Below are 20094 nucleotides of genomic sequence, written 5' to 3' on the forward strand. Positions count from 1 at the left end.
ATGTGTATTGTCGCTATTGCTTGGCAATTATTTGATGAGCTACCGCTGGTCCTACTGTCTAACCGTGATGAATTTTTGCAGCGCCCAACTGAGCCGCTCCACCAGTGGTCTGATCAACCTATTTATGCTGGTCGTGATAAACAAAGCGGTGGCACGTGGTTAGGCATTCATCAGAACGCGTCACCAGCGCAGAGTGCAGAGTATTATGAACAGAATGGGCGCTGGGCTGCGGTGTTGAACTTTCGTGATGGGGTGCAAGCAAGCAGTGATGAGCGCTCGCGGGGCGCGCTGGTCACCGAATTCTTGATAGGAACTCTAAGTCCAATGGATTTTGCACGGCAGATTGATTTGCAGGATTATGCGGGTTTTAATCTGATCATTGGCGATGCTGCGCAAGCTGTGATCGTCAATAATCGTGGTCATGCACCTACGCCATTATATGCAGGTCTACATGTTATCTCTAATGGTCAACCAGAGGACAGTTGGTTTAAGACAGAGCGGTTGCGCGGGCGACTACGTCAAGAGGTGCTGCCATTGATTGCAGAGGATAGCTCGCCTGCGTATTGGCAAGAGGCGGCTTTTAACGTTTTGTCAGATAATATCAAAGCACCAGAAGACAAACTGCCTATGACTGGCGTGGTATTTGAAGTAGAGCAGATGTTATCGTCTGTTTATATTGAACCCGTCGCTTTTGGCGACACTGAAACTAGTAAACCTACTTATGGTACCCGCACTCAAAGCATCTTAACGTTGCGCAAAGAGAGAGATACGGGAGCAAACTACATAGCTGATATTGTTAGCCGAGAGTTTGACAATCATAATCATAGTCACTGACAATGACTGTTAGTAGATAATAAAAAAACACCCACGGTAATTGCTAACATTCTAGCTACTATCGTGGGTGTTTTGCATCGTACTATTGTACTATTAAGTGATTCATTACATCAGCAGGTGATTATTTTGCTCAGGAATGATCAGCTCTTGCTTTAGCGGGAGTTCGCGTACCAATTCTTGCAAGGCACGACGATAAACGCCTCGTTTAAAGTGAATTACTTGTCCGAGTGGATACCAGTAGCTGACCCATTGCCAATGGTCAAATTCAGGTTTCCCTTCATCAAAGCGGATATGTTGAGTATTTGGCTCATCTAAGCGTAGCAAAAACCATTTTTGTTTTTGCCCAATACATAAGGGATGCTGACCATGACGTACATAACGTTTTGGCAAACGATAGCGCAACCAGTCTTGCGTGACTGCCAATAAGTCTACGTGACGCGGATGTAAGCCGACCTCTTCCCAGAGCTCGCGATACATTGCATCCATCGGCGTCTCCCCGCGGTCGATACCACCCTGCGGAAATTGCCAAGCGTTGTGACCAATACGTTTTGCCCACAGAACCTGCCCTTGTGTATTTGCCAAGATGATGCCGACGTTGGCGCGAAAGCCGTCTGCATCTATCATGACTAAACCTTTTAATTTGTTTAAAAATAGCTTGTTTTGACTTGAAACCGTGACAGCAATCGTAATTATTATAAGGTGATTGTTATCGATATCCGCTCAAAACAAGATTCATTACCGTTATTAAACCAAGAAACAAGCAAAATGTGTAACAGTATTTTGCTATAAAATGTTTCACGAGTTTTACCTTTTAAAATCAACTATTTACAAGCAAACTTTTGTAGGTTTTTATACGGCATTTTTAGGCAAGTGTTGATGAGTAGTAATAGGCGGATGAACATACGATTATTTAGTAAACTATCGAACTCCACTATTTCTATATGTATAAAGTGGTAAAAGCACAGATTTCACTGGTGAGCTAGTAGCAAAACAATGAGCCTATAAAATCTTGCTTTGGCTTATGCTACACTAGCTGGGCAATATATCATTCACACAATAATAATAGGCAATACGCCATTTAAAATAAGGAACATCTACAATGTCAGAATCAAAAGCAAGCGTCATATGGCAAGAGAATAAAGCCTTTATGGGTGTGTCACCATCAGGACATAATGTACAAATCGATGCTGATAAAGAAAAAGGCTCAAGCCCAATGGAGCTGATTTTGCTAGGACTAGGTGGTTGCGCCAGTTATGATGTCGTAGAGATTTTACAAAAATCACGCCAAGCAGTGACGGATGTACGTTGTGAGCTAACCGCCCAGCGCGCTGAAACTATACCAGCGGTCTATACTGATATTCATATGCATTTCGTTGTCACTGGTCAAGATGTCAAAGAAAAACAAGTCGAAAAAGCCATCCAGTTATCAGCAGAAAAATACTGTTCTGCCAGCCGTATGTTAGTAGCAGGTGGGGTCAATATCACCCATGATTTCGAAGTGGTTGCAAGCTAGGAACTTATATAATGATAAGTGCATTTTTTGAGTTGGTAACTGACAAAGTGGCGTCTGCCATTTTAGCCATGGTGGTAGCAAGTCTATTGCCATGGGCGGTGTCAATCGTTGCGAAAGTATCTGGTGGCTTTAGAATCAGAAATAATGCACATCCTCGCGAATTTTTTCAAAATGCGACAGGCCTGGCAGCACGTGCTAATGCAGCACAACAAAACAGCTATGAAACCTTGCCAGTGTTTTTGGCAGCAGTATTGGTAGCTATGCTGTTCTTTGTACCGCAGTCGATTATCAACGTATTGGCTTGGCTGTATGTGATGATACGAATTGGTTTTTGTGTGGCGTATATTACTAATTTGGCAATGTTCCGCTCTATCCTCTGGGTACTATCAATGGCATGTTGTCTAATGCTATTTTATTTAGCGATACGAGTCAGCGTCTAGGGCATGTCCTCAATTCAAACGACAGTTATCTAAACGGATTAAAAATGGCTAAATTTTGCCAAACAGCGTCAAATCGCTTGCTAGTATCTCGATATTATCTACGCTATTTTTCTCGTTTGACGGTAATTTATCTCATTTTTATCTCCATTTTTGAAATGAGGACACACCCTAGTAAAAATATCCGTAACTGCCAAAACGCTCAAATACAAGCAGGTGATTAATCTCGTACGCTTGCTTGTAGGGCGCTAATAATCACCGCTTTATTTTTCTCTCGTTTAATACCTTCCCACACTGTTTGCGCCTCAACATAGCCTTTGGTGAGCATACCTAGCCATTGCTTATAGCGTCCAACCAATACCACGTCGTTCTTTGCCTCACCTTCCAAAAACTTAATCTGATGGGCAATCAAATCTTGCCATGACAACGTAGCCGTATTCTCTACGCTGTCAGTACTTTTTTCAGTATCATTATCAACCTGTGCCACTAAATCAGGACGTGTTACTGCGCCGCGACCTAACATCAAATGCGGTGTACCTGCTTGTGTCATACAATTTTGCGCATGCTCAAAGTTCCAAATTTCTCCATTGGCAATGACTGGAATATCGAGCGCATTAAAGCTCTGGATTTTGTCCCAATAGGCAGGCGGCTTATAGCCTTGGGTTTTAGTACGTGCATGAATGGTCAGCCAGTCGGCGCCGCTAGAAGCAATCGCGCCGCGAATATCATCCATTCGGCTAGTGTCGGTATAGCCCAGACGAATCTTAGCTGATACTGGTATATGGGCGGGAACGGCTTGGCGTACGGCACTGATAATCTGATACATGGTTTCAGGTTCATCCAGCAGTACTGAACCACCGCGATGACTATTGACCGTTTTTGCAGGACATCCAAAGTTGATGTCGATAGCAGGCGCACCGAGCTCACAAGCGTACGCGGCGTTTTCGGCCATAAGCTGTGCTTCGCTACCCAAAATCTGTACATGAATGGGCGTACCAGAGGCCGTTTTGGCATCATGATGTAGCTCAGGCACATATTTATAAAACACATGCGCAGGTAAGACGTGCTGAGTGATGCGAATAAATTCACTGACTGACCAATCATAAGGACACCCCAAGTCAGACGCAATTTGGGTTAAGATTTGGCGCATTAATGGATCGGTTAAGCCCTCCATAGGCGCGAGCAAACGCACGGGAGATGCAAATAACTGATTAATAGTATTTTGACGCGTTTGAAGTTGCTGGCTATTATTCATGCTGGTGATTCACTGCTAAAGGGTCGTTATAAGAGATTGAATAAAACTTGAGGCTGACAAAGGTGTAGGGTAATTAAGTATTACCAAAAATCACTTTTTTGCCCGTCTGTAATCCTGATATCAAGTCTTTAATATTATGAATATCCAAATTGCTTTGCGCACGCGTGCAAGCAACATAAAGCAAACGCAGCTCTTCTGGACTGATCTTGACTGCATTGGTTGTCACATCGTAGTAAAAATCATCATCTAGTTGTACTTTTCCCCATTCAAGCCCTTTGGCTTTATGAGCAGTAGAGATGACATAGTCAGCGTTTTCAATGCTAGTCAGACTATTGACCGCTTGGCTTAGTACATTAGTACCATGGTCATCGACCAGTTTGACCAGTGTTTTGAGGTCGCTACCCTCATTGGTTTCGGCATATTCTTGTACATCACCCCAATTATAAAAATACGCCAGCTCAGGTACACCGTAAGCCGATTTACCGTTTTTTAAGTTTTCGGCTGCTTGACAGAATTTGAGCATACGGTCGGTATCTGCTTGTAATGCCACTCGATGCCCGTGCTTTAAACCTGTCAAAAGTTGTGACATGGCAGCAGCGTTGGTACGGCACAAAATAGCATCTTTCTTACTGTGTACCATGCCCTTATCGGTAGAGGACTGTTTATTCGGATTGCCTTTTAGCGGTACGTCCTCTTGTAGTGCTTTTAATAGGGTATTGGCCACTTCTGCAATCGGCTCACCAAAGCGAAAAGACTGTGTCAATAACGTCTGTGGTAATGGCAGTTTTTTCATCGCATTGACCGCACCGCGCCATTCATAAATCTGCTGATGCGCATCGCCCACATAGATGACTTGTCTCGACTGCTGGGTCAAGATACCCATCATCAATGGGTCGGCATCCTGTGCTTCATCAAATAAGATAAAGTCCGCTGGGATACTAGGCTTAGATAGTGCCCAAAGCTTGAGATAAATATCATGGCCAATACCAGCAGGGTGACGCGCATCAATCGACTGTAACCAGCGCTGCTCAACAGCAGGGTAGAGCATCTCGCGTAGCTGCTCTGCATCTGAGTCATCGAGCCAGCTTGGGAACAGTATGTGCCTTGGCGCAGGGTAGCTGGCATGCGTGCTACAGAAGTTACTGACCGCATCGCTGACGAAACGCGATAGTCGTGCTGGCGTCAGCGTAATATATTTATTAATCCCATCCATTTGTCGACGTACTTGCACAGGCTGTAGTCCCAAATCATCACCGAGGCGCTTGGGTGAAAATCGTGGCAAAGATAGCTTGGCGGTAATATCACGAGCGACATGACGATAAGCTAGTGAATGAAAAGTACGGCATTCTACATGCGGCGGAAACTTTGAACGAGCATCATTGGCAATCGCTTTGTTAAAAGCCAGATATAGGCCGCGTCCGCGTAGGCGCTCACCGATTAGCTTGAGCGTCGTTGTCTTACCGGCACCCGCATAAGCGACTACTTTAAACGACTTGTGATCCATCGCCATATTCAGCGCGCTCAGCTGCTCGTCAGTGGGATCGCTCATATAAGCTGGCATAGATGCGGACATAATAAAGCTACCTAAATACAAAAATTGATTAAAAACAAAAGGGGCAAAAAAAGCCACTGGGTAAACAATGGCTTATAGATGATGGTGATGCTAAAACGTGATAGTAAGCAATCAGCTTACTAATGAGGCAAGAATAAAACGGTGTAATGGTAGTTTAACGCATAGCTATATGTAATCAATAACTTTATTTTAGTCTGGATTAGACTGATAAGTGTTTTATTCTTTGTCTGTCGATATGAGAGTAGGACTGGGCTCTTCTTTGATTAGAATCTTCGCCAAAAACAAACCAAGCTCAAACAACAACCACATCGGAATCGCTAGCATGAGCATCGATACGCCATCGGGCGGCGTGACAACGGCAGCCACAGCAAAACAGCCCACAATGATATAACGACGTTTTTCTTCTAAGCTCTGAATGGAGACAATACCTGCCAATATCAATAGCAAAGTAACGACTGGAATTTCAAACGTTAAGCCGAATACCATAAATAATTTTAAGGCAAAACTGAGATAGCTGTCGATATCTGTCATGGGTAGTACGTTTTGCGGGGCAAACATGATAAAGAACTTTAAGACCCCTTTGAGCACAATAAAGTAAGAAAAAGCCACACCAGCATAAAACAAAAATATAGAGGATAGCAGCACTGGAATAGCAATTTTCTTTTCTTTTTTATACAGACCGGGCGCTACAAATGACCAAATTTGATAAAGGATATAGGGCATCGCCAAAAACGCGGCTACAAATACGGTCAAACGTATCGGTGCCATAAAGTTTGACGTGATATCGGTGGCAATCATGGTCGAGTTGGCGGGTAACTGTGCAACTAATGGGTCAGACAACAAGTTATATAGCTCGCGCGAATAGCCGACCAAGCCTAAAAATATTATCAGTACCGCCACACATATTTTGATCAAATGCCGACGCAGCTCAATCAAATGCTCGGTAATAGGCATATCAGCCAAAGGGCTTAAGACGTCATCTGATGATTCGTTTTGAGTGCTATCAGTTGTTGCTTCATCACCTTGATCAATGCTATCTAAAGCAGGAGTATCTGAAATCGCGAGTTTTTCTTGGCGGCTTTTTTTGCGTTTGAGTAGTTGCATCAGTCAGTCTCCTGCTTATGGTCAGAAGTCTGCATGTTGGCAGGACTGTTGAGTAGGGCATCCGCTTTATAATTTGGCACATATGGTGGCATTGGGAGCCGACGTGCTTTGTCATAAGCGCCCAGCCGAAACCACATGTTTTCCCATGGACGAGTAGTGATGGTCTGAACAACTGGCGCTGCCTTGGCGTGATCGCCCACATTTGCATCATCTACATTTGGATCATCTATATTGTCACCGCTGTGACCGCGCTTCGATAAGTGACCATTTTCTAATGTATTTGTCTGCTCGTCAGTGGCATAAGCATAGTCGAATGCTTTTGGCGTGGCTGGTTGCTGCTTTTGTGTGCGGTTATTTTCATGAGCTTCGTCACCCTTACTATTTTCAGCATTCGTAGATGCTTCAGAAGCTATCGAAGCAGGACTATGTGAGCTTTCAAAAGCTTTCATATTGCCGCGCATTTCAGCCATTTCACGCCTCATTTCAGCTTCGGTCTGGCGAATTTTGGCAAGTTCTTTTTGCATTTGCTGACGCGTCTCAGCCAAGTCAAGCTCAGCCTCTATTTCAGACTGCAATGTTGAGACTGTACGGCGAATTTTGGCGTACCATTGCCCAGCCGTGCGCGCTGCCTGCGGCAGTTTTTCTGGGCCCAGTACGATTAGGGCGATAACGCCGAAGAGAAGTAGTTCAGAAAACCCGATATCAAACATAATGGTCCGATGTCACTGTTTAGATGCTATACGTTATGCTTATCATCAACCTTGGTGGTTGAGCGCTCTTCAGTGTGTGCCGTCGCATCGTGGTCAAGAACCGCGTGTTTTTTGGCATGCTCTGTATTTTCATCTTTAACAGCTTCTTTAAAACCTTTGACAGCACCGCCCAAATCTTTACCAGCATTTCTGAGTTTTGAGGTGCCAAACACGACAACGACAACGACCAATAGTATCAGCCAATGTGTAATAGAAAAACTACCCATAATGGTATCCTTGTGACTTGGTTTTGTGACCTAGTTTTGTGACTTGGTTTTCAGTCTTTATATGCCTGCTGTTAGTTTGCAAAAAGGTCTATCTAGCAAACAAAAAGCATCGACATATAATGCGAGATAAAACAGAGCTATATTATAACCTGCACTTATTACAAATAGGTGAAAGCAACAATAATCAAATAAAATAGACGTTTATTTTTTATTTAGGCTTATCTAGCGGCTTTTTCATCGATACCGGATAACCCAAAACGTCTGCCTAGCTCGTTTAACACGGCATCCGACTCTATATCAAACCATGCTAGCCCAACCAAGGTATGGAACCAGACATCGGCGACTTCATAGATCAGCTCATGACGAGCTTCATCATAGCTTGCTTTGTCTGTACTCTCATCACAGTTAGCAAAATCTTTGGCAGCGATGATACTTTCTGTACTCTCTTCACCGACTTTTTCTAATATCTTATTTAATCCTTTGGCATACAGACTAGCCACATAAGAGCTGTCGGCATCGGCTTTTTTACGCTCTGCTAATACGCTATCAAGCTGCTGCAAGACAGAGGCTTTATCGACTTGCGCTTGAGCTGTATCAGATTGTGATTGAGACATATCAGTAGAGTCAGTATTTGCGCCAGTGTTTTCCGTTTCATAAGTTTCGCTAGTAGAGTCATGAGAATGATAAATATCTGCAGGGTCTTTTAATACTTTATCGACAGTTTGCCATTCAGGCGTTTGACCTGATAAATCCAACCGCTGATAAAAGCAAGATTCACGTCCCGTATGGCAAGCAATGCCGCCAGCCTGAGTGACACTAAGCACAATCACATCTGCATCACAGTCTAGACGAATATCATGCACGGTTTGCGTATGACCTGATGACTCACCTTTATGCCACAGCTTGGCACGCGAGCGCGAAAAATAAACCGCTGTCTGTGTTTGTGCAGTGAGCTGTAATGCTTCTGCATTCATCCACGCCATCATCAAAATACGACCTGTCTGATGATCTTGAGCAATTGCAGGAATCAAACCATCATCATTAAAAGTTACGGCAGTCAGCCAAGCAGGTAAAGTCATAATGTATTTGTCGTCTTATAGGTAGAAAGTGAAAAAGAGTGATAAGCAATTATACTACTTATGATTAAAGCGGGGAGATTATCTGAAATGCTCTGCAATATGCTGACAGCTAGCAATATGATGTCAGCTAAATGCGCTATAGAGTGCAATTATGCTAAATCTAAATGAACAGCATACTATTGATAATAAGCGATTCTACAGTCTAAATAAATGCGGATACAACGCTTCTTTAATCGTATTATCAAGCTTAGTCACTTTATTGAGGTTAAAGTCGTAACCTCTAAAATGCTGGCGCGCTTTTGCTACTATTTCGCCCGTGTGCATCCGCGTGACCTTTAGGATTATATTACCGCCATTATCATATATTGGCTCAACACCAACTTCAAATAACAGCTCTTCTCGTACGCGGATACGGCTTACAATATCTAGCTGCAATTTATCTATTATCAATCCTTGATGGTCTGCGTTAATTTCTTTGATACCTTTAGCATATAAAAACCTTAGCCGTGCTTCGGACAATAGCGCTGTCAGAGATTCGACCGTCATATGCTGTCCTGCGTCGGCTTCCGTATGACGCACACGCATCACTGTCTCAAAAACAAACAAGTCGTCGTCGAATACTAACTCTTGTTTTGACACACTATCTCCTAGAGTGATGGCCAAAGATTGTTCTACTTATCGCGCTATATGTTGGCAGCATTGTTATCGTTATAGCTATATATTACAGCCTAAATTTTTATAGTAAATAAGCGGGTTTTAATAGTGTTTATATAAAGATATAGCTCAGTCTCTACTTAAGCACAGCTTAGGCTGACATTCAATCTATTTGGATAAAAATCAGCCGTTTTATTGGTGCTTTTAGGAGAGCCGCTATCGCTTATTTGATGCTGGTGACTTGTCTTTATTGTCTACTAAAACCTCGCCAAAACTTTACTTGGCAAAACAAGGCACTATCTGCTAAAATAGCGCCTCCCACCTCGAGGCAAATAGAGGTTTAGTGGTTATTTATATAACGATTATTCAGTATGACTATTTGACGACCAGGTTCTAAAACAGAAAAAGAGGCAAATCATCATGAAAGTTAAGATGAAAACCAGAAGCGGCGCAGCTAAACGCTTCAAAAAAACAGCGAATGGCTTCAAGCGTAAGCAAGCATTCAAAAGCCATATTTTGACCAAGAAATCAGCTAAGCGTATTCGCCAATTGCGTGGTCTTAAGTTGGTGCACAAGTCTGACGAAGCAGCAGTTCGTCGTATGTGCCCATACATTTAATAGCCTACCGTCATCTATCTTTGATTGAAAATATTTGACTTTGCAATCTGACAATGATGTTTGTTATTTAACGGCATCATCACTCGCTTAACAGTGATTAAAAAATCTTGGAGTAAATTATGGCCCGTGTAAAACGTGGTGTACAGGCAAATCGCCGTCACAAAAAAATCTTAAAGCGCGCAAAAGGCTACTATGGTGCCCGTTCACGTGTTTACCGCGTAGCGGTACAGGCAGTGACCAAAGCTGGTCAATATGCTTATCGTGACCGTCGCAACAAGAAACGTACTTTCCGTCGTCTTTGGATCGCACGTATCAATGCTGGTGCACGCTTAAACGGCTTAAGCTATAGCCGCTTCATCAATGGCATGAAAAAAGCAAACATCGCAATCGATCGTCGCGTTCTAGCAGACATCGCTATGCATGATGCAGCGACTTTCACAGCATTGGTCGAAAAAGCAAAAGCGGAATTGGCCTAAATATTAACCGTCCTTTAGGTATGATGCTTTTAAATAATTATTTATAAGCAATTGTCTAAATGGATAGGACTAATATTGATTAATAGTATGATATTAATAAAAGCTACCGCTGGTCGGTGGCTTTTTTTATATTAAATTATTTTAAGTGTGCTCTATATTGAACTTTGTTGAGTGAAATACGCTTATCATCGTCTAAATATTCAAGCCATTCTTATAACCAGCCTTTATATTAATCTTTTATATAAACATAACTAGATAAATGGTTTGCAATATTTGGTCAAATCCCTACAATTAATAGTCCGTTCAAATCAGGAATAATGCGTCTTATGACTAACCCTGCTGCCACCAACGACTTGTCGGCGCTACCGACCTTGTCTTCAGAGCTTAATGAGCTTAACGAAGCTCAGCTTACCGAATTTGCAAATGCTGCTGAAGCTCTAATCCTACAAGTAACTGATGCGCGTACACTACAAGATTTGCGTGTGCAATTGACTGGTAAAAAGAGTCCGTTAACGGGCTGGTCAAAGCAGATGGGCAAGCTCGATGCTGACGATAAAAAAACTTATGGCGGCTGGTTGCATCAAGTGCGTAGCCGCATTCAGCAAGCACTGACAGACCAACAGCAGCAACTAGAAGTCGCAGCGCTCAATGCCAAGTTGGAGGCCGAGAGCATTGATATTACTTTGCCTGCTCGCGGTGGTCAAAAAGGTCATCTGCATCCAGTAACCATGATTACTCAGCGTATGCAGCAGTACTTTATTCAAGCGGGCTTCAATGTCGCAACTGGCCCTGAAGTCGAGAGCGACTACTATAATTTTGAAGCGTTGAATATCCCGTCGCATCATCCTGCGCGCGCGATGCATGACACCTTTTATTTCGATGCGCATTATCTACTGCGTACGCACACTAGTCCTGTTCAGATTCGTACCATGGAAAAAAATGAGCCGCCGATTCGCATCATTTGCCCAGGCCGTGTTTATCGTAATGACTCAGACCAAACCCACTCGCCAATGTTCCATCAGCTAGAAGGCCTTATGGTCACCGAGTCGAGCACTTTTGCTGAGCTAAAAGGTTTAATCAGTGAGTTTCTAGAAGCATTTTTTGCCAAAGAGCTGACCGTACGTTTCCGTCCGTCGTTTTTCCCATTCACTGAGCCTTCAGCAGAAGTGGATATCTTAGATGATAATGGCAAATGGCTTGAAGTGATGGGCTGCGGCATGGTACATCCACAAGTATTGACCAATTGCGGTATCGATAGCGACAAATACACAGGCTTTGCTTTTGGTATGGGTATCGAGCGCTTTGCGATGCTGTATTACGGTATTGATGACTTGCGCTTGTTTTTCCAAAACGACGTGCGCTTCTTAAAGCAATTTGGCTAGAGTTTTCCTTATACCTATATAGTCAGTTCAAGATAATTTAGATCCAAGGAAGGCGAGTGAAAGTGCTACAAATCGTAGACTGAGCGAGCCTGACGCTGTATCTGATTTATATAGGATTGACTATAGCAAGTGAATTCGCCAAGCTTTACTCCAACATCTTTATTATAAAATTCTGATCCGAGATATTTATGAAAATTAGCGAACAGTGGCTACGTCAGTGGGTAAACCCTACAAATACTAGCGAACAGTTAGCCGAACAGTTGACTATGGCAGGTCTTGAGATTGATGATCGCTATGCGGTTGCCCGTGCTTTTAGCGGTGTGGTTGTCGGTGAAGTCATCAGCGTTGAGCAGCATCCTGATGCAGATAAATTACATGTCACTCAAGTAAATATCGGTGATGCTGAGCCGCTACAAATTGTCTGCGGCGCGCCTAATGTGACCGTCGGTATGAAAGCACCGGTTGCTACCGTTGGTGCGGTATTGCCAAGCGATGATAAGAAAGGGTTTAAAATCAAAAAGAGTAAGCTACGCGGTGTGGCCTCAAACGGCATGCTATGCGGTGCTTCTGAAATTGATTTAGTCGATGATATAGATGGCTTGCTTGAGCTGCCTGAAGATGCACCAGTTGGTACGGATATCCGTGAATATCTAGGTCTAGATAATCAAATATTGGATATCTCTATCACCCCAAACCGTGGTGATTGCTTTAGCGTACGTGGTATCGCTCGCGAAATATCAGTCATCAACGATTTACCTGTACAAATGCCAGAAATCTCGGCCAATACTGCTGGCACTGCTGCAACGCCAGCCGTGACAGTCGATGCAAAGGAAGCGTGCCCTCGCTATCTGTTGCAATCGATTCGTAATATTGATCGTAGCATTGATACTCCGAAATGGATGCAAGATGCGCTGGTACAATCAGGACTACGTTCACATAACTTCTTGGTCGATGTGACCAACTATGTATTGATGGAATTGGGTCAACCGTTACATGCGTTTGACGCAGACACGATCGAAGGTGATATCGTTGTACGTTTGGCACAGCCTGATGAAACCATTACTTTGCTAAATGAGCAAACTGTTACCTTGACGGGTGACGAGCTTGTGATTGCTGATGACAAAGGTGCCTTGGCACTGGCTGGCATTATGGGTGGTCAGCGTAGCAGTGTCACCGATAGCACTACCAATATCGTTGTAGAAAGTGCTTTCTTTAATCAGTTAGCTATCGCTGCGCGCGCACGTCGTTTTGGGCTACATACGGACGCATCTCAGCGTTTTGAGCGTGGCGTCGACTTTGAATTGCCAGCATTAGCGTTGGCACGAGCTTGTGATTTAATCACCAGTATTACTGGCGGGGAAGCAGGACAAATAGTCACGGCCGAAAATCTTGAGCATTTGCCAGCACGCGCACCGATTACATTGCCAATCGCGAAAGTTAGCGATGTCATTGGGATTGATATTGAGCCATCTGAGATGGTACGTATCTTGACCCAACTGGGTTTTGACGTAGAGCAGCAAAGCGATTCACTGATTTGTAAGCCGCCATCTTACCGTTTTGATATGAGTATCCGCGAGGATTTAATCGAAGAGATTGCTCGTATCTATGGCTATGACAATATTCCAAGCGTCCTGCCACATTTGCAAGTCAGCATGGATTATGATGATACTGCAGATTTAACCCATGAAATGAAGCTATCATTAGTCGACAACGGCTATATGGAAGCGATTAGCTTTAGCTTTAGTGATGCAAAACTAGAAGCATTGCTTGACGACGAAGCACTGGGTGAGGTGTTGGCACTGGCAAACCCTATCTCTAGTGATTTGGCCGTTATGCGTCGTACCTTGCTATCGAGTCTACTGCCTTGCGTACAATATAATTTAAATCGCCAGCAGCCACGCGTACGTTTCTTTGAGACGGGTCTTAGCTTTGTTGGACAAAGTATCAGGGACTTAGTACAAACGCCAAGTATTGCTTTAGTTGCAGTTGGTGATATATGGAGCGAACAAGCTTATCAAAACCGCGCCTTAGATTTTTATGACCTAAAGCATGATATTGAGCAGTTATTACCAGCACAAATCGATAGCGCACGTATCCGCTACGAGCGTAGTACGCTAAGCTTCCTGCATCCAGGACAAAGCGCTGAGTTATATATCGATGATGTATATGTTGGTTGGTTGGGTCAGTTGCATCCAAATACTGCTAAGCAATTAGATCTGCCAACTACCTGGGTCGCTCAATTGTCACTGGCACCGCTATTGACGATTGCACGTGAGCAGCATGCTATCACGACACCAAGCAAGTTCCCGCAAGTACGCCGCGATATTGCTATCTTGGTAGACAGTGACATCAGTTTGCAGACACTAGAGACAACGGTGCGAACTGCGGCAGGTAATTTGTTGACTGATCTTTGGTTATTTGATGTCTATCAAGGTGACAAAGTACCAGAAGGTCAGCGCTCACTAGCGTTTGCACTAATATGGCAAGACAGTACGCAAACGTTGTCTGACGAAGCCGTCAAGACTGCCACAGATAAAGTGGTACAAGCGCTAACTGACCAGCATTCAGTACAGCTGCGCGACAGCTAACATTTAGTAAGTATTATCCCCAATGCTCTGTAGTCTTTTTACCATGAGGCTACGGAGCATTGCTATTCATAGCATAAGTTAAGTGGTTATTAATAAAGGATTTTAATAAAGACTTTGTTAAAAAATGGTCAAAAAACCTTTATAATAGCTAGCCTTAACCCTCATACCGCTAAACCATGATATTCGACATCACGACATAGCATAGGAGTCGTACTGTGAGCACCTTAACCAAATCTGACATGATTGAGCACTTGATGAGTCACCTAAACCTAACACGCCAAGAAGGTCGCTGTCTGGTGGAGAACTTTTTTGATGAGCTGTCAGAGAGTTTGATTGATGGCAAAGAGGTCAAGCTTTCAGGCTTTGGCAACTTTGAGCTTAAAGATAAAAACAGCCGTCCAGGCCGTAACCCGAAAACAGGGGAGCCTGTTGCAGTATCCGCGCGCCGTGTGGTTACTTTTAAAACAGGGCAGAAATTTCGCCAGAAGGTTGACGAGCGTTTGTTTGATAGCTAATACTTAGTTTGGCACCGCTCTGAACGATAGTGTGTCTGTTTTATCGTGAGTTTATAAGAATGCTAGTGCGTATTTGCACTTAGTTATTTTTGCGTACATCTATGTATTTCGATATTGGAGCACGCATCGCATATTAGGGTTATCTATAAAGTAGAAACCTACTAAAATCATAAATGATAGACATAAAAAAAGAGAGCATAGGCTCTCTTTTTTTTACTACAGTTTATCTATTGTATGAACAATAAATTACTGAGCTTCTTCAACTACTACTTCGTCAGAAGCTTCAACAGCAGCAGTATCAGTTTCGCTAGCTACGTCTACGCTAGTGGTATCGCCGTCTACAGGAACTTCAGCGTCCATTTCGTCAGTAGCAGTTGCAGCTTGTGCATCAGCGATGTCAGCTTCAGCGCCAGCAACAGCAGCGTCAGCATCAGCAGTCATTTCGCCTTCAGCAGCAGCTTCGTTTAGCTCTTCAGAAGCGTCTTGCACTTCTTCTTGCGCGTCAGATAAATCTTCAGCAGCGTTTTCTTTGCTGCTATCACAGGCAGTAAGGCCCATAGTTGCAGTCATGATACCAGCTAGAGCAAGTAATTTAAGTTTCATATGGTTTTCTCCGGAAAAATGAAATGAGCAGTAGCAGCAACAAAGGTCGAAATCCGAGATTTCTCAGAATTCAACTAGTCTTAGTCGCAGCTACTCAGCTTCCACGCATTCTATAGGTTTTCTAAGTAAATAGAAATAGCCTGTACAATTAAGTAACAATAAAATTTAAAATAATATTTTACTTTCTCTATCCGATATACTTTTTAATACAAGAGGCTAGATTAATCGACGTATAATCAATGACATCAGAGGGATTAAGACCTCTTTTGGTTCTCATTTTTTGTCTCGAATTTTCGATATTAGCCCCGTTTTTATGGGTAAGAATTGAATTAAATAGTCCGATTATGGTCCTATATTACATAAATCCTAGTTAAGTTAGCAATTTTATAGGTTTCTACTTGCTTTTAGGATAGTAGACTAGGTCATAGCGTAAATTAACTGGCCAAATAATATATAACATAATTAATGATTAATAGAAGTAGTGGCTAATAGAGATAGTGGTTAATAGAAATAATGAATCAATCTATATTTGAGGAATAGAATTATGAAATGGCAAGGTAGACGAGGCAGCTCGAATGTGCGTTCTAGCACAGGTGGCGGTAAGATGATCGGCGGTGGTATTGGCGGTATTATCATCGCAGGTATTTTATGGTTGGTATTTGGGGTAAACCCAATGACCGCATTACAGACAGGACAAGCGGTCACAGGCGGTGGTAGTGAGTCATCTACCGAGCTTGCAACCAGCACAGACCGAGACACGCAGTTTGTGAAAGTTGTACTAGCAGATACAGAAGAAGTCTGGCATCAAATCTTTAACGAAGCTGGTAGCACTTATCAAGAACCGTCATTGATTTTGTTTAATGGTCAGGTTAGCTCTGCATGTGGTAGTGCTAGCTCTGCAACAGGTCCATTTTATTGTCCAGGGGATCAGACTGTTTATTTGGATACGTCATTCTTCGTAGAGATGCGTCAGAATCTTGGTATTTCAGGCGATCAGCAAGGCTCTGGTGGTGAAGAGAACCAAGGTAAGGCTGGCGATTTCGCACAGGCCTATGTGATAGCGCATGAGGTAGGTCATCATGTTCAGACGCTATTGGGCATTAGCCAACAGGTCAATGAAGCTCGTCAGCAAGTGACCCAAGCACAGTCCAATAAGCTATCAGTATTGCAAGAGTTGCAAGCGGATTGTTTTGCTGGTGTATGGGCACAGCGCAATCAAGAGCGTGTACAGTTTTTAGAGGCTGGTGATATTGACGAAGCGGTGAATGCAGCTAGTCAAATCGGTGATGATCGTCTGGCAAAAGCGAGTGGTGGTGCAGTAGTGCCTGATAACTTTACTCATGGTACCAGTCAACAACGTGTCGAATGGTTCACCCGTGGTCTAGAAAGCGGTAATGTACAATCTTGCGATACGTTCAGCGGTGCACTTTAATGGCCATAGATATTAATAATCGTGTATTTGACTAACGATGTTTTTTAATACTGATGTTTTTGATTACGAGTCTAGCGCATGGACTTATAATCAAAATTAAGACATAAAAAATCCTGCAACGAATTGCAGGCTTTTTATCATCTTTTATCTGATATCACTCAATCAATTATTAAATAATATCAGCGTAGAAAGATTTAGTTGTTGTCAAGAACATAACCACCAGCACCGCCAATCGCTGCACCAGCCAATGCGCCACGAGCGATATCTTTGCTGTCGCCTTTGCTTCTAATAAGAGCACCAGCTGCTGCGCCAGCAGTAGCACCTTTAGCTGTGTTGCTCATACCGCTATAAGAGTTACAACCAGTCATGATTAATGCCGAGCTAGTAATTGCAGTCATTGCGATCGTTTTAGCAAATTTCATATTATCACCTATTAAGTCATCAAGTTTAAAATACAATACCTTCAAAATACTGTGTCCATGATATTTTCAAGTATATTCCTACTGTCTGTCATAATAGTCGGTCACTAATAATATAGTCGTAGTAAAAACGCTAAACTTTGCAAACGAGATGTAAGCGATGTTGCCGTACTGTATCATCACCAATAGCTGTAAACGACAGAAGGAATTACGTTTTAATGGGTTTAACTATTAATATTTTGATGCTGTCATAAAAAAGACTACCTATAGGTAGTCTTAATTTCAAATCAAAGCTGAATATGACTAGCAAACTAACTAAAAATTAGTTTTGCGATTTACGCTTCATTTGCTCAAAGAATTCATCATTGGTTTTCGCTTCTTTTAGGCGATCCAACAAAAACTCAGTGGCTTGTACGCCATCCATCGGTTGAAGTAGTTTACGTAAAATCCATACTTTACGTAGTTTGTCTTCGTCCAATAGACGCTCTTCGCGGCGTGTACCAGATTTTTTGATATTAATCGCAGGGAATACACGTTTTTCAGCCAAGTCACGCTCAAGCGTAATCTCTTGGTTACCCGTTCCCTTAAACTCTTCAAAAATAACGCTGTCCATCTTACTACCAGTATCAATCAATGCACTGGCAATAATAGTCAAACTACCACCTTCTTCCACGTTACGCGCAGCACCAAAGAAACGTTTTGGACGTTCTAGAGCATTGGCATCCAGACCACCCGTCAACACTTTACCTGACGATGGAATGACCGTGTTATAAGCACGTGCTAGACGCGTAATTGAATCAAGTAAAATCACCACGTCTTGCTTGTGTTCAACCAAACGTTTGGCCTTTTCGATGACCATTTCAGCAACTTGTACGTGACGCTGTGGCGGCTCATCAAAGGTAGAAGCGACCACTTCACCGCGTACTGTACGTACCATCTCAGTGACTTCTTCTGGACGCTCATCAATCAATAGTACGATTAAATAACATTCAGGGTTATTACGAGTGATTGATTGCGCGATGGTTTGTAGCAACATCGTTTTACCCGCTTTTGGCGGTGCGACGATGATAGAACGCTGACCTTTACCAATCGGAGCGATTAGGTCGATGATACGACCAGTCAAATCTTCAGTGGTTCCGTTACCAAGCTCAAGTTTTAAATGCTCAGTTGGGAATAGGGGCGTCAGGTTCTCAAAGATAAGCTTATGACGTGAGCGATCTGGCGTATCAAAGTTGATTTCGCCAACTTTTAATAATGCAAAATAACGCTCAGAATCTTTTGGTGGACGAATTGTACCAGCGATACTGTCACCAGTTTTTAGACTGAAACGGCGAATTTGGCTAGGGCTGACATAAATATCATCAGGACCAGCTAAATATGAGCCTTCTGATGAGCGCAAAAATCCAAAACCATCAGGAAGAACCTCAAGTACGCCGTCACCATAAATGGCTTCACCGTTACGCGCATGGGTTTTTAGAATAGCAAAGATAATGTCCTGTTTACGGCTACGCGCCATATTATCAAGACCCATTTCTTTGGCGATAGCCAATAGCTCAGCGATTGATTTTTTCTTTAATTCAGTAAGATTCATAGATAGGTCATTAGCAATTGATCAGATGAGAGATGCCATTAGCAGCACAAGTCACGACAGTGATTAAAATAACGGTAATATGATGATATGGGTGTGTGCACAGCGCTGTAGTTTATGTAGTTTTGGTTTTATATGTCTGCTTATGTACGCACTGCCATCATTGGATGCAAGGTAATAAGAAATAGGGATAATAAAGGCTACATAAGAGTCTGCGTCAGAAACTCAATATCAGTAATTGCGTTTAGTCATTTTGTTCAGCAATGGTGTTTATAATGACGATTGTGTTTTTGTTGATAAACACGAGGAGAATAGCGACAAGATACTTAGGAAAACAGTTGGTTTTCTCTTGTCAGCAGACTATACGGTCTTCACAATAGCGTTGTCAATAAATTTTGCCAAAAAAGTCATATTATCGAGTTTTTTGCACAAAAAACAAGCAAAAAAGCCACTATCTTGGTTAGATAATGGCTTTCTCAGTTATTCTATTTTACCCGCTCAAGATAGTCTGAAGCGAGAAAATTTAACTTATAAATGCTTGTCTAGTACTTTAGCCAATTCAGCTTTTGGCTGTAAGCCCATTACTGAATCAACTTTTTCGCCATCTTTGAATACAAATAGCGTTGGGATGTTACGAATACCGAAACGGCTAGCCGCTTGTGGGTTGTTATCCACGTCTACTTTAACAATTTTAACTTTACCTTGGTACTCAGTCGCTAGATCTTCTAAAATAGGGGCGATGGCTTTACAAGGACCACACCATGGTGCCCAGAAGTCTACTAGTACAGGTACGTCTGATTGTAAAACGTCTTGATCAAAGTCTGTGTCGGTAGTATGTACAATAAGGTCTGACATAATTTTATCTCTCTTGTTTTATTACTTCTATCACCACTCATCAACCTATATATTTGTTTAATAATAAATCAGTTGGTGGTCAAAGAATTGTTTAGAAGGGGTGAAAATGTGCCATTATATTAACATGTTTGCCCTAATTTGACAGATACAGGCTGGTTAAATTGTTTAACAACTAGTATTAGCACAATAAATC

21 protein-coding genes are annotated in these 20094 nt (G+C 42.6%); 9 read left to right on the plus strand and 12 right to left on the minus strand.

The annotated features are described in order from the left end of the window. Positions 1-834 carry an NRDE family protein gene (locus tag HCZ91_RS09155; RefSeq protein WP_179799122.1) on the plus strand — a complete coding sequence of 278 codons (834 nt, stop codon included), beginning with the start codon at positions 1-3 and terminating at the stop codon, positions 832-834. Between the two features lie 105 nt (positions 835-939). Here HCZ91_RS09155 and HCZ91_RS09160 read toward each other — a convergent pair whose 3' ends face one another. Next, positions 940-1458 carry an RNA pyrophosphohydrolase gene (locus tag HCZ91_RS09160; protein ID WP_057761956.1) on the minus strand — a complete coding sequence of 173 codons (519 nt, stop codon included), beginning with the start codon at positions 1456-1458 and terminating at the stop codon, positions 940-942. 475 nt (positions 1459-1933) lie between these two features. Here HCZ91_RS09160 and HCZ91_RS09165 point away from each other — a divergent pair, with 475 nt between their 5' ends. Together HCZ91_RS09165 and HCZ91_RS09170 are read left to right on the plus strand one after the other, a co-directional pair. Further along, complete coding sequence (locus tag HCZ91_RS09165) at positions 1934-2347, plus strand: OsmC family protein (RefSeq protein ID WP_101204893.1); 414 nt, start codon at positions 1934-1936, stop codon at positions 2345-2347. A gap of 14 nt (positions 2348-2361) precedes the next feature. Further along, positions 2362-2787: an MAPEG family protein gene (locus HCZ91_RS09170; protein WP_101204928.1), complete on the plus strand. Its 426-nt coding sequence runs from the start codon at positions 2362-2364 to the stop codon at positions 2785-2787. A gap of 217 nt (positions 2788-3004) precedes the next feature. Here the strand turns inward: HCZ91_RS09170 and HCZ91_RS09175 are convergent, their stop codons facing one another. From HCZ91_RS09175 to HCZ91_RS09205, 7 genes are all read right to left on the minus strand, one after another. Continuing rightward, the gene (locus HCZ91_RS09175; protein ID WP_179799123.1) at positions 3005-4039 is read right to left on the minus strand and encodes a tRNA-dihydrouridine synthase; all 1035 of its coding nucleotides are present in this window, start codon (positions 4037-4039) and stop codon (positions 3005-3007) included. 73 nt (positions 4040-4112) lie between these two features. Beyond that, positions 4113-5612: a UvrD-helicase domain-containing protein gene (locus HCZ91_RS09180; RefSeq protein ID WP_179799124.1), complete on the minus strand. Its 1500-nt coding sequence runs from the start codon at positions 5610-5612 to the stop codon at positions 4113-4115. Positions 5613-5828: 216 nt separating this feature from the next. After that, positions 5829-6716 (minus strand): twin-arginine translocase subunit TatC, encoded by an 888-nt coding sequence (gene tatC / locus HCZ91_RS09185; protein ID WP_179799125.1) that lies wholly within the window; start codon positions 6714-6716, stop codon positions 5829-5831. Next, complete coding sequence (gene tatB / locus HCZ91_RS09190; protein WP_179799126.1) at positions 6716-7426, minus strand: Sec-independent protein translocase protein TatB; 711 nt, start codon at positions 7424-7426, stop codon at positions 6716-6718. Before tatB ends, tatC begins: the two co-directional genes overlap by 1 nt. A 26-nt stretch (positions 7427-7452) precedes the next feature. Next, the gene (gene tatA / locus HCZ91_RS09195; RefSeq protein WP_057761945.1) at positions 7453-7692 is read right to left on the minus strand and encodes a Sec-independent protein translocase subunit TatA; all 240 of its coding nucleotides are present in this window, start codon (positions 7690-7692) and stop codon (positions 7453-7455) included. A gap of 218 nt (positions 7693-7910) precedes the next feature. Next, positions 7911-8771, minus strand: coding sequence for a bifunctional phosphoribosyl-AMP cyclohydrolase/phosphoribosyl-ATP diphosphatase HisIE (hisIE, locus tag HCZ91_RS09200; protein WP_179799127.1), 861 nt, complete (start codon positions 8769-8771; stop codon positions 7911-7913). Positions 8772-8966: 195 nt separating this feature from the next. Further along, a complete protein-coding gene (locus tag HCZ91_RS09205; RefSeq protein WP_101204900.1) occupies positions 8967-9410 on the minus strand; it encodes a thioesterase family protein in 444 nt (147 codons plus the stop codon). Positions 9411-9845: 435 nt separating this feature from the next. Between HCZ91_RS09205 and rpmI the strand changes: the two genes are divergently transcribed. The 5 genes from rpmI (at position 9846) to HCZ91_RS09230 (ending at position 15004) form a co-directional block, all read left to right on the plus strand. Continuing rightward, on the plus strand, positions 9846-10043 hold the full coding sequence (rpmI, locus tag HCZ91_RS09210; RefSeq protein ID WP_057761939.1) for a 50S ribosomal protein L35: 198 nt from the start codon (positions 9846-9848) through the stop codon (positions 10041-10043). A 119-nt stretch (positions 10044-10162) separates the two neighbouring features. Then, positions 10163-10519, plus strand: coding sequence for a 50S ribosomal protein L20 (gene rplT, locus HCZ91_RS09215; protein ID WP_011281252.1), 357 nt, complete (start codon positions 10163-10165; stop codon positions 10517-10519). Between the two features lie 326 nt (positions 10520-10845). Then, positions 10846-11901, plus strand: coding sequence for a phenylalanine--tRNA ligase subunit alpha (pheS, locus tag HCZ91_RS09220; RefSeq protein ID WP_179799128.1), 1056 nt, complete (start codon positions 10846-10848; stop codon positions 11899-11901). A gap of 188 nt (positions 11902-12089) precedes the next feature. Continuing rightward, positions 12090-14489 carry a phenylalanine--tRNA ligase subunit beta gene (gene pheT / locus HCZ91_RS09225; protein WP_179799129.1) on the plus strand — a complete coding sequence of 800 codons (2400 nt, stop codon included), beginning with the start codon at positions 12090-12092 and terminating at the stop codon, positions 14487-14489. Positions 14490-14704: 215 nt separating this feature from the next. After that, a complete protein-coding gene (locus HCZ91_RS09230) occupies positions 14705-15004 on the plus strand; it encodes an integration host factor subunit alpha (protein WP_057761935.1) in 300 nt (99 codons plus the stop codon). A 246-nt stretch (positions 15005-15250) separates the two neighbouring features. On the opposite strand, the gene HCZ91_RS09235 is transcribed toward HCZ91_RS09230, so the two are convergent. After that, a complete protein-coding gene (locus HCZ91_RS09235) occupies positions 15251-15607 on the minus strand; it encodes a hypothetical protein (protein ID WP_057761933.1) in 357 nt (118 codons plus the stop codon). A gap of 544 nt (positions 15608-16151) precedes the next feature. On the opposite strand from HCZ91_RS09235, the gene HCZ91_RS09240 reads away from it, so the two are divergent. Continuing rightward, on the plus strand, positions 16152-17039 hold the full coding sequence (locus tag HCZ91_RS09240) for a neutral zinc metallopeptidase (protein ID WP_179799130.1): 888 nt from the start codon (positions 16152-16154) through the stop codon (positions 17037-17039). Positions 17040-17233: 194 nt separating this feature from the next. On the opposite strand, the gene HCZ91_RS09245 is transcribed toward HCZ91_RS09240, so the two are convergent. The 3 genes from HCZ91_RS09245 to trxA form a co-directional block, all read right to left on the minus strand. Beyond that, positions 17234-17461: a hypothetical protein gene (locus tag HCZ91_RS09245; protein ID WP_101204904.1), complete on the minus strand. Its 228-nt coding sequence runs from the start codon at positions 17459-17461 to the stop codon at positions 17234-17236. A gap of 319 nt (positions 17462-17780) precedes the next feature. Beyond that, the gene (gene rho, locus HCZ91_RS09250; RefSeq protein ID WP_055125334.1) at positions 17781-19049 is read right to left on the minus strand and encodes a transcription termination factor Rho; all 1269 of its coding nucleotides are present in this window, start codon (positions 19047-19049) and stop codon (positions 17781-17783) included. A 525-nt stretch (positions 19050-19574) separates the two neighbouring features. Next, positions 19575-19901 carry a thioredoxin gene (trxA, locus tag HCZ91_RS09255; RefSeq protein WP_057761928.1) on the minus strand — a complete coding sequence of 109 codons (327 nt, stop codon included), beginning with the start codon at positions 19899-19901 and terminating at the stop codon, positions 19575-19577. Positions 19902-20094: the final 193 nt, after the last annotated feature.

Origin of the sequence: Psychrobacter sp. BI730 (assembly GCF_013414195.1) — a bacterium.
GTDB lineage: Bacteria > Pseudomonadota > Gammaproteobacteria > Pseudomonadales > Moraxellaceae > Psychrobacter.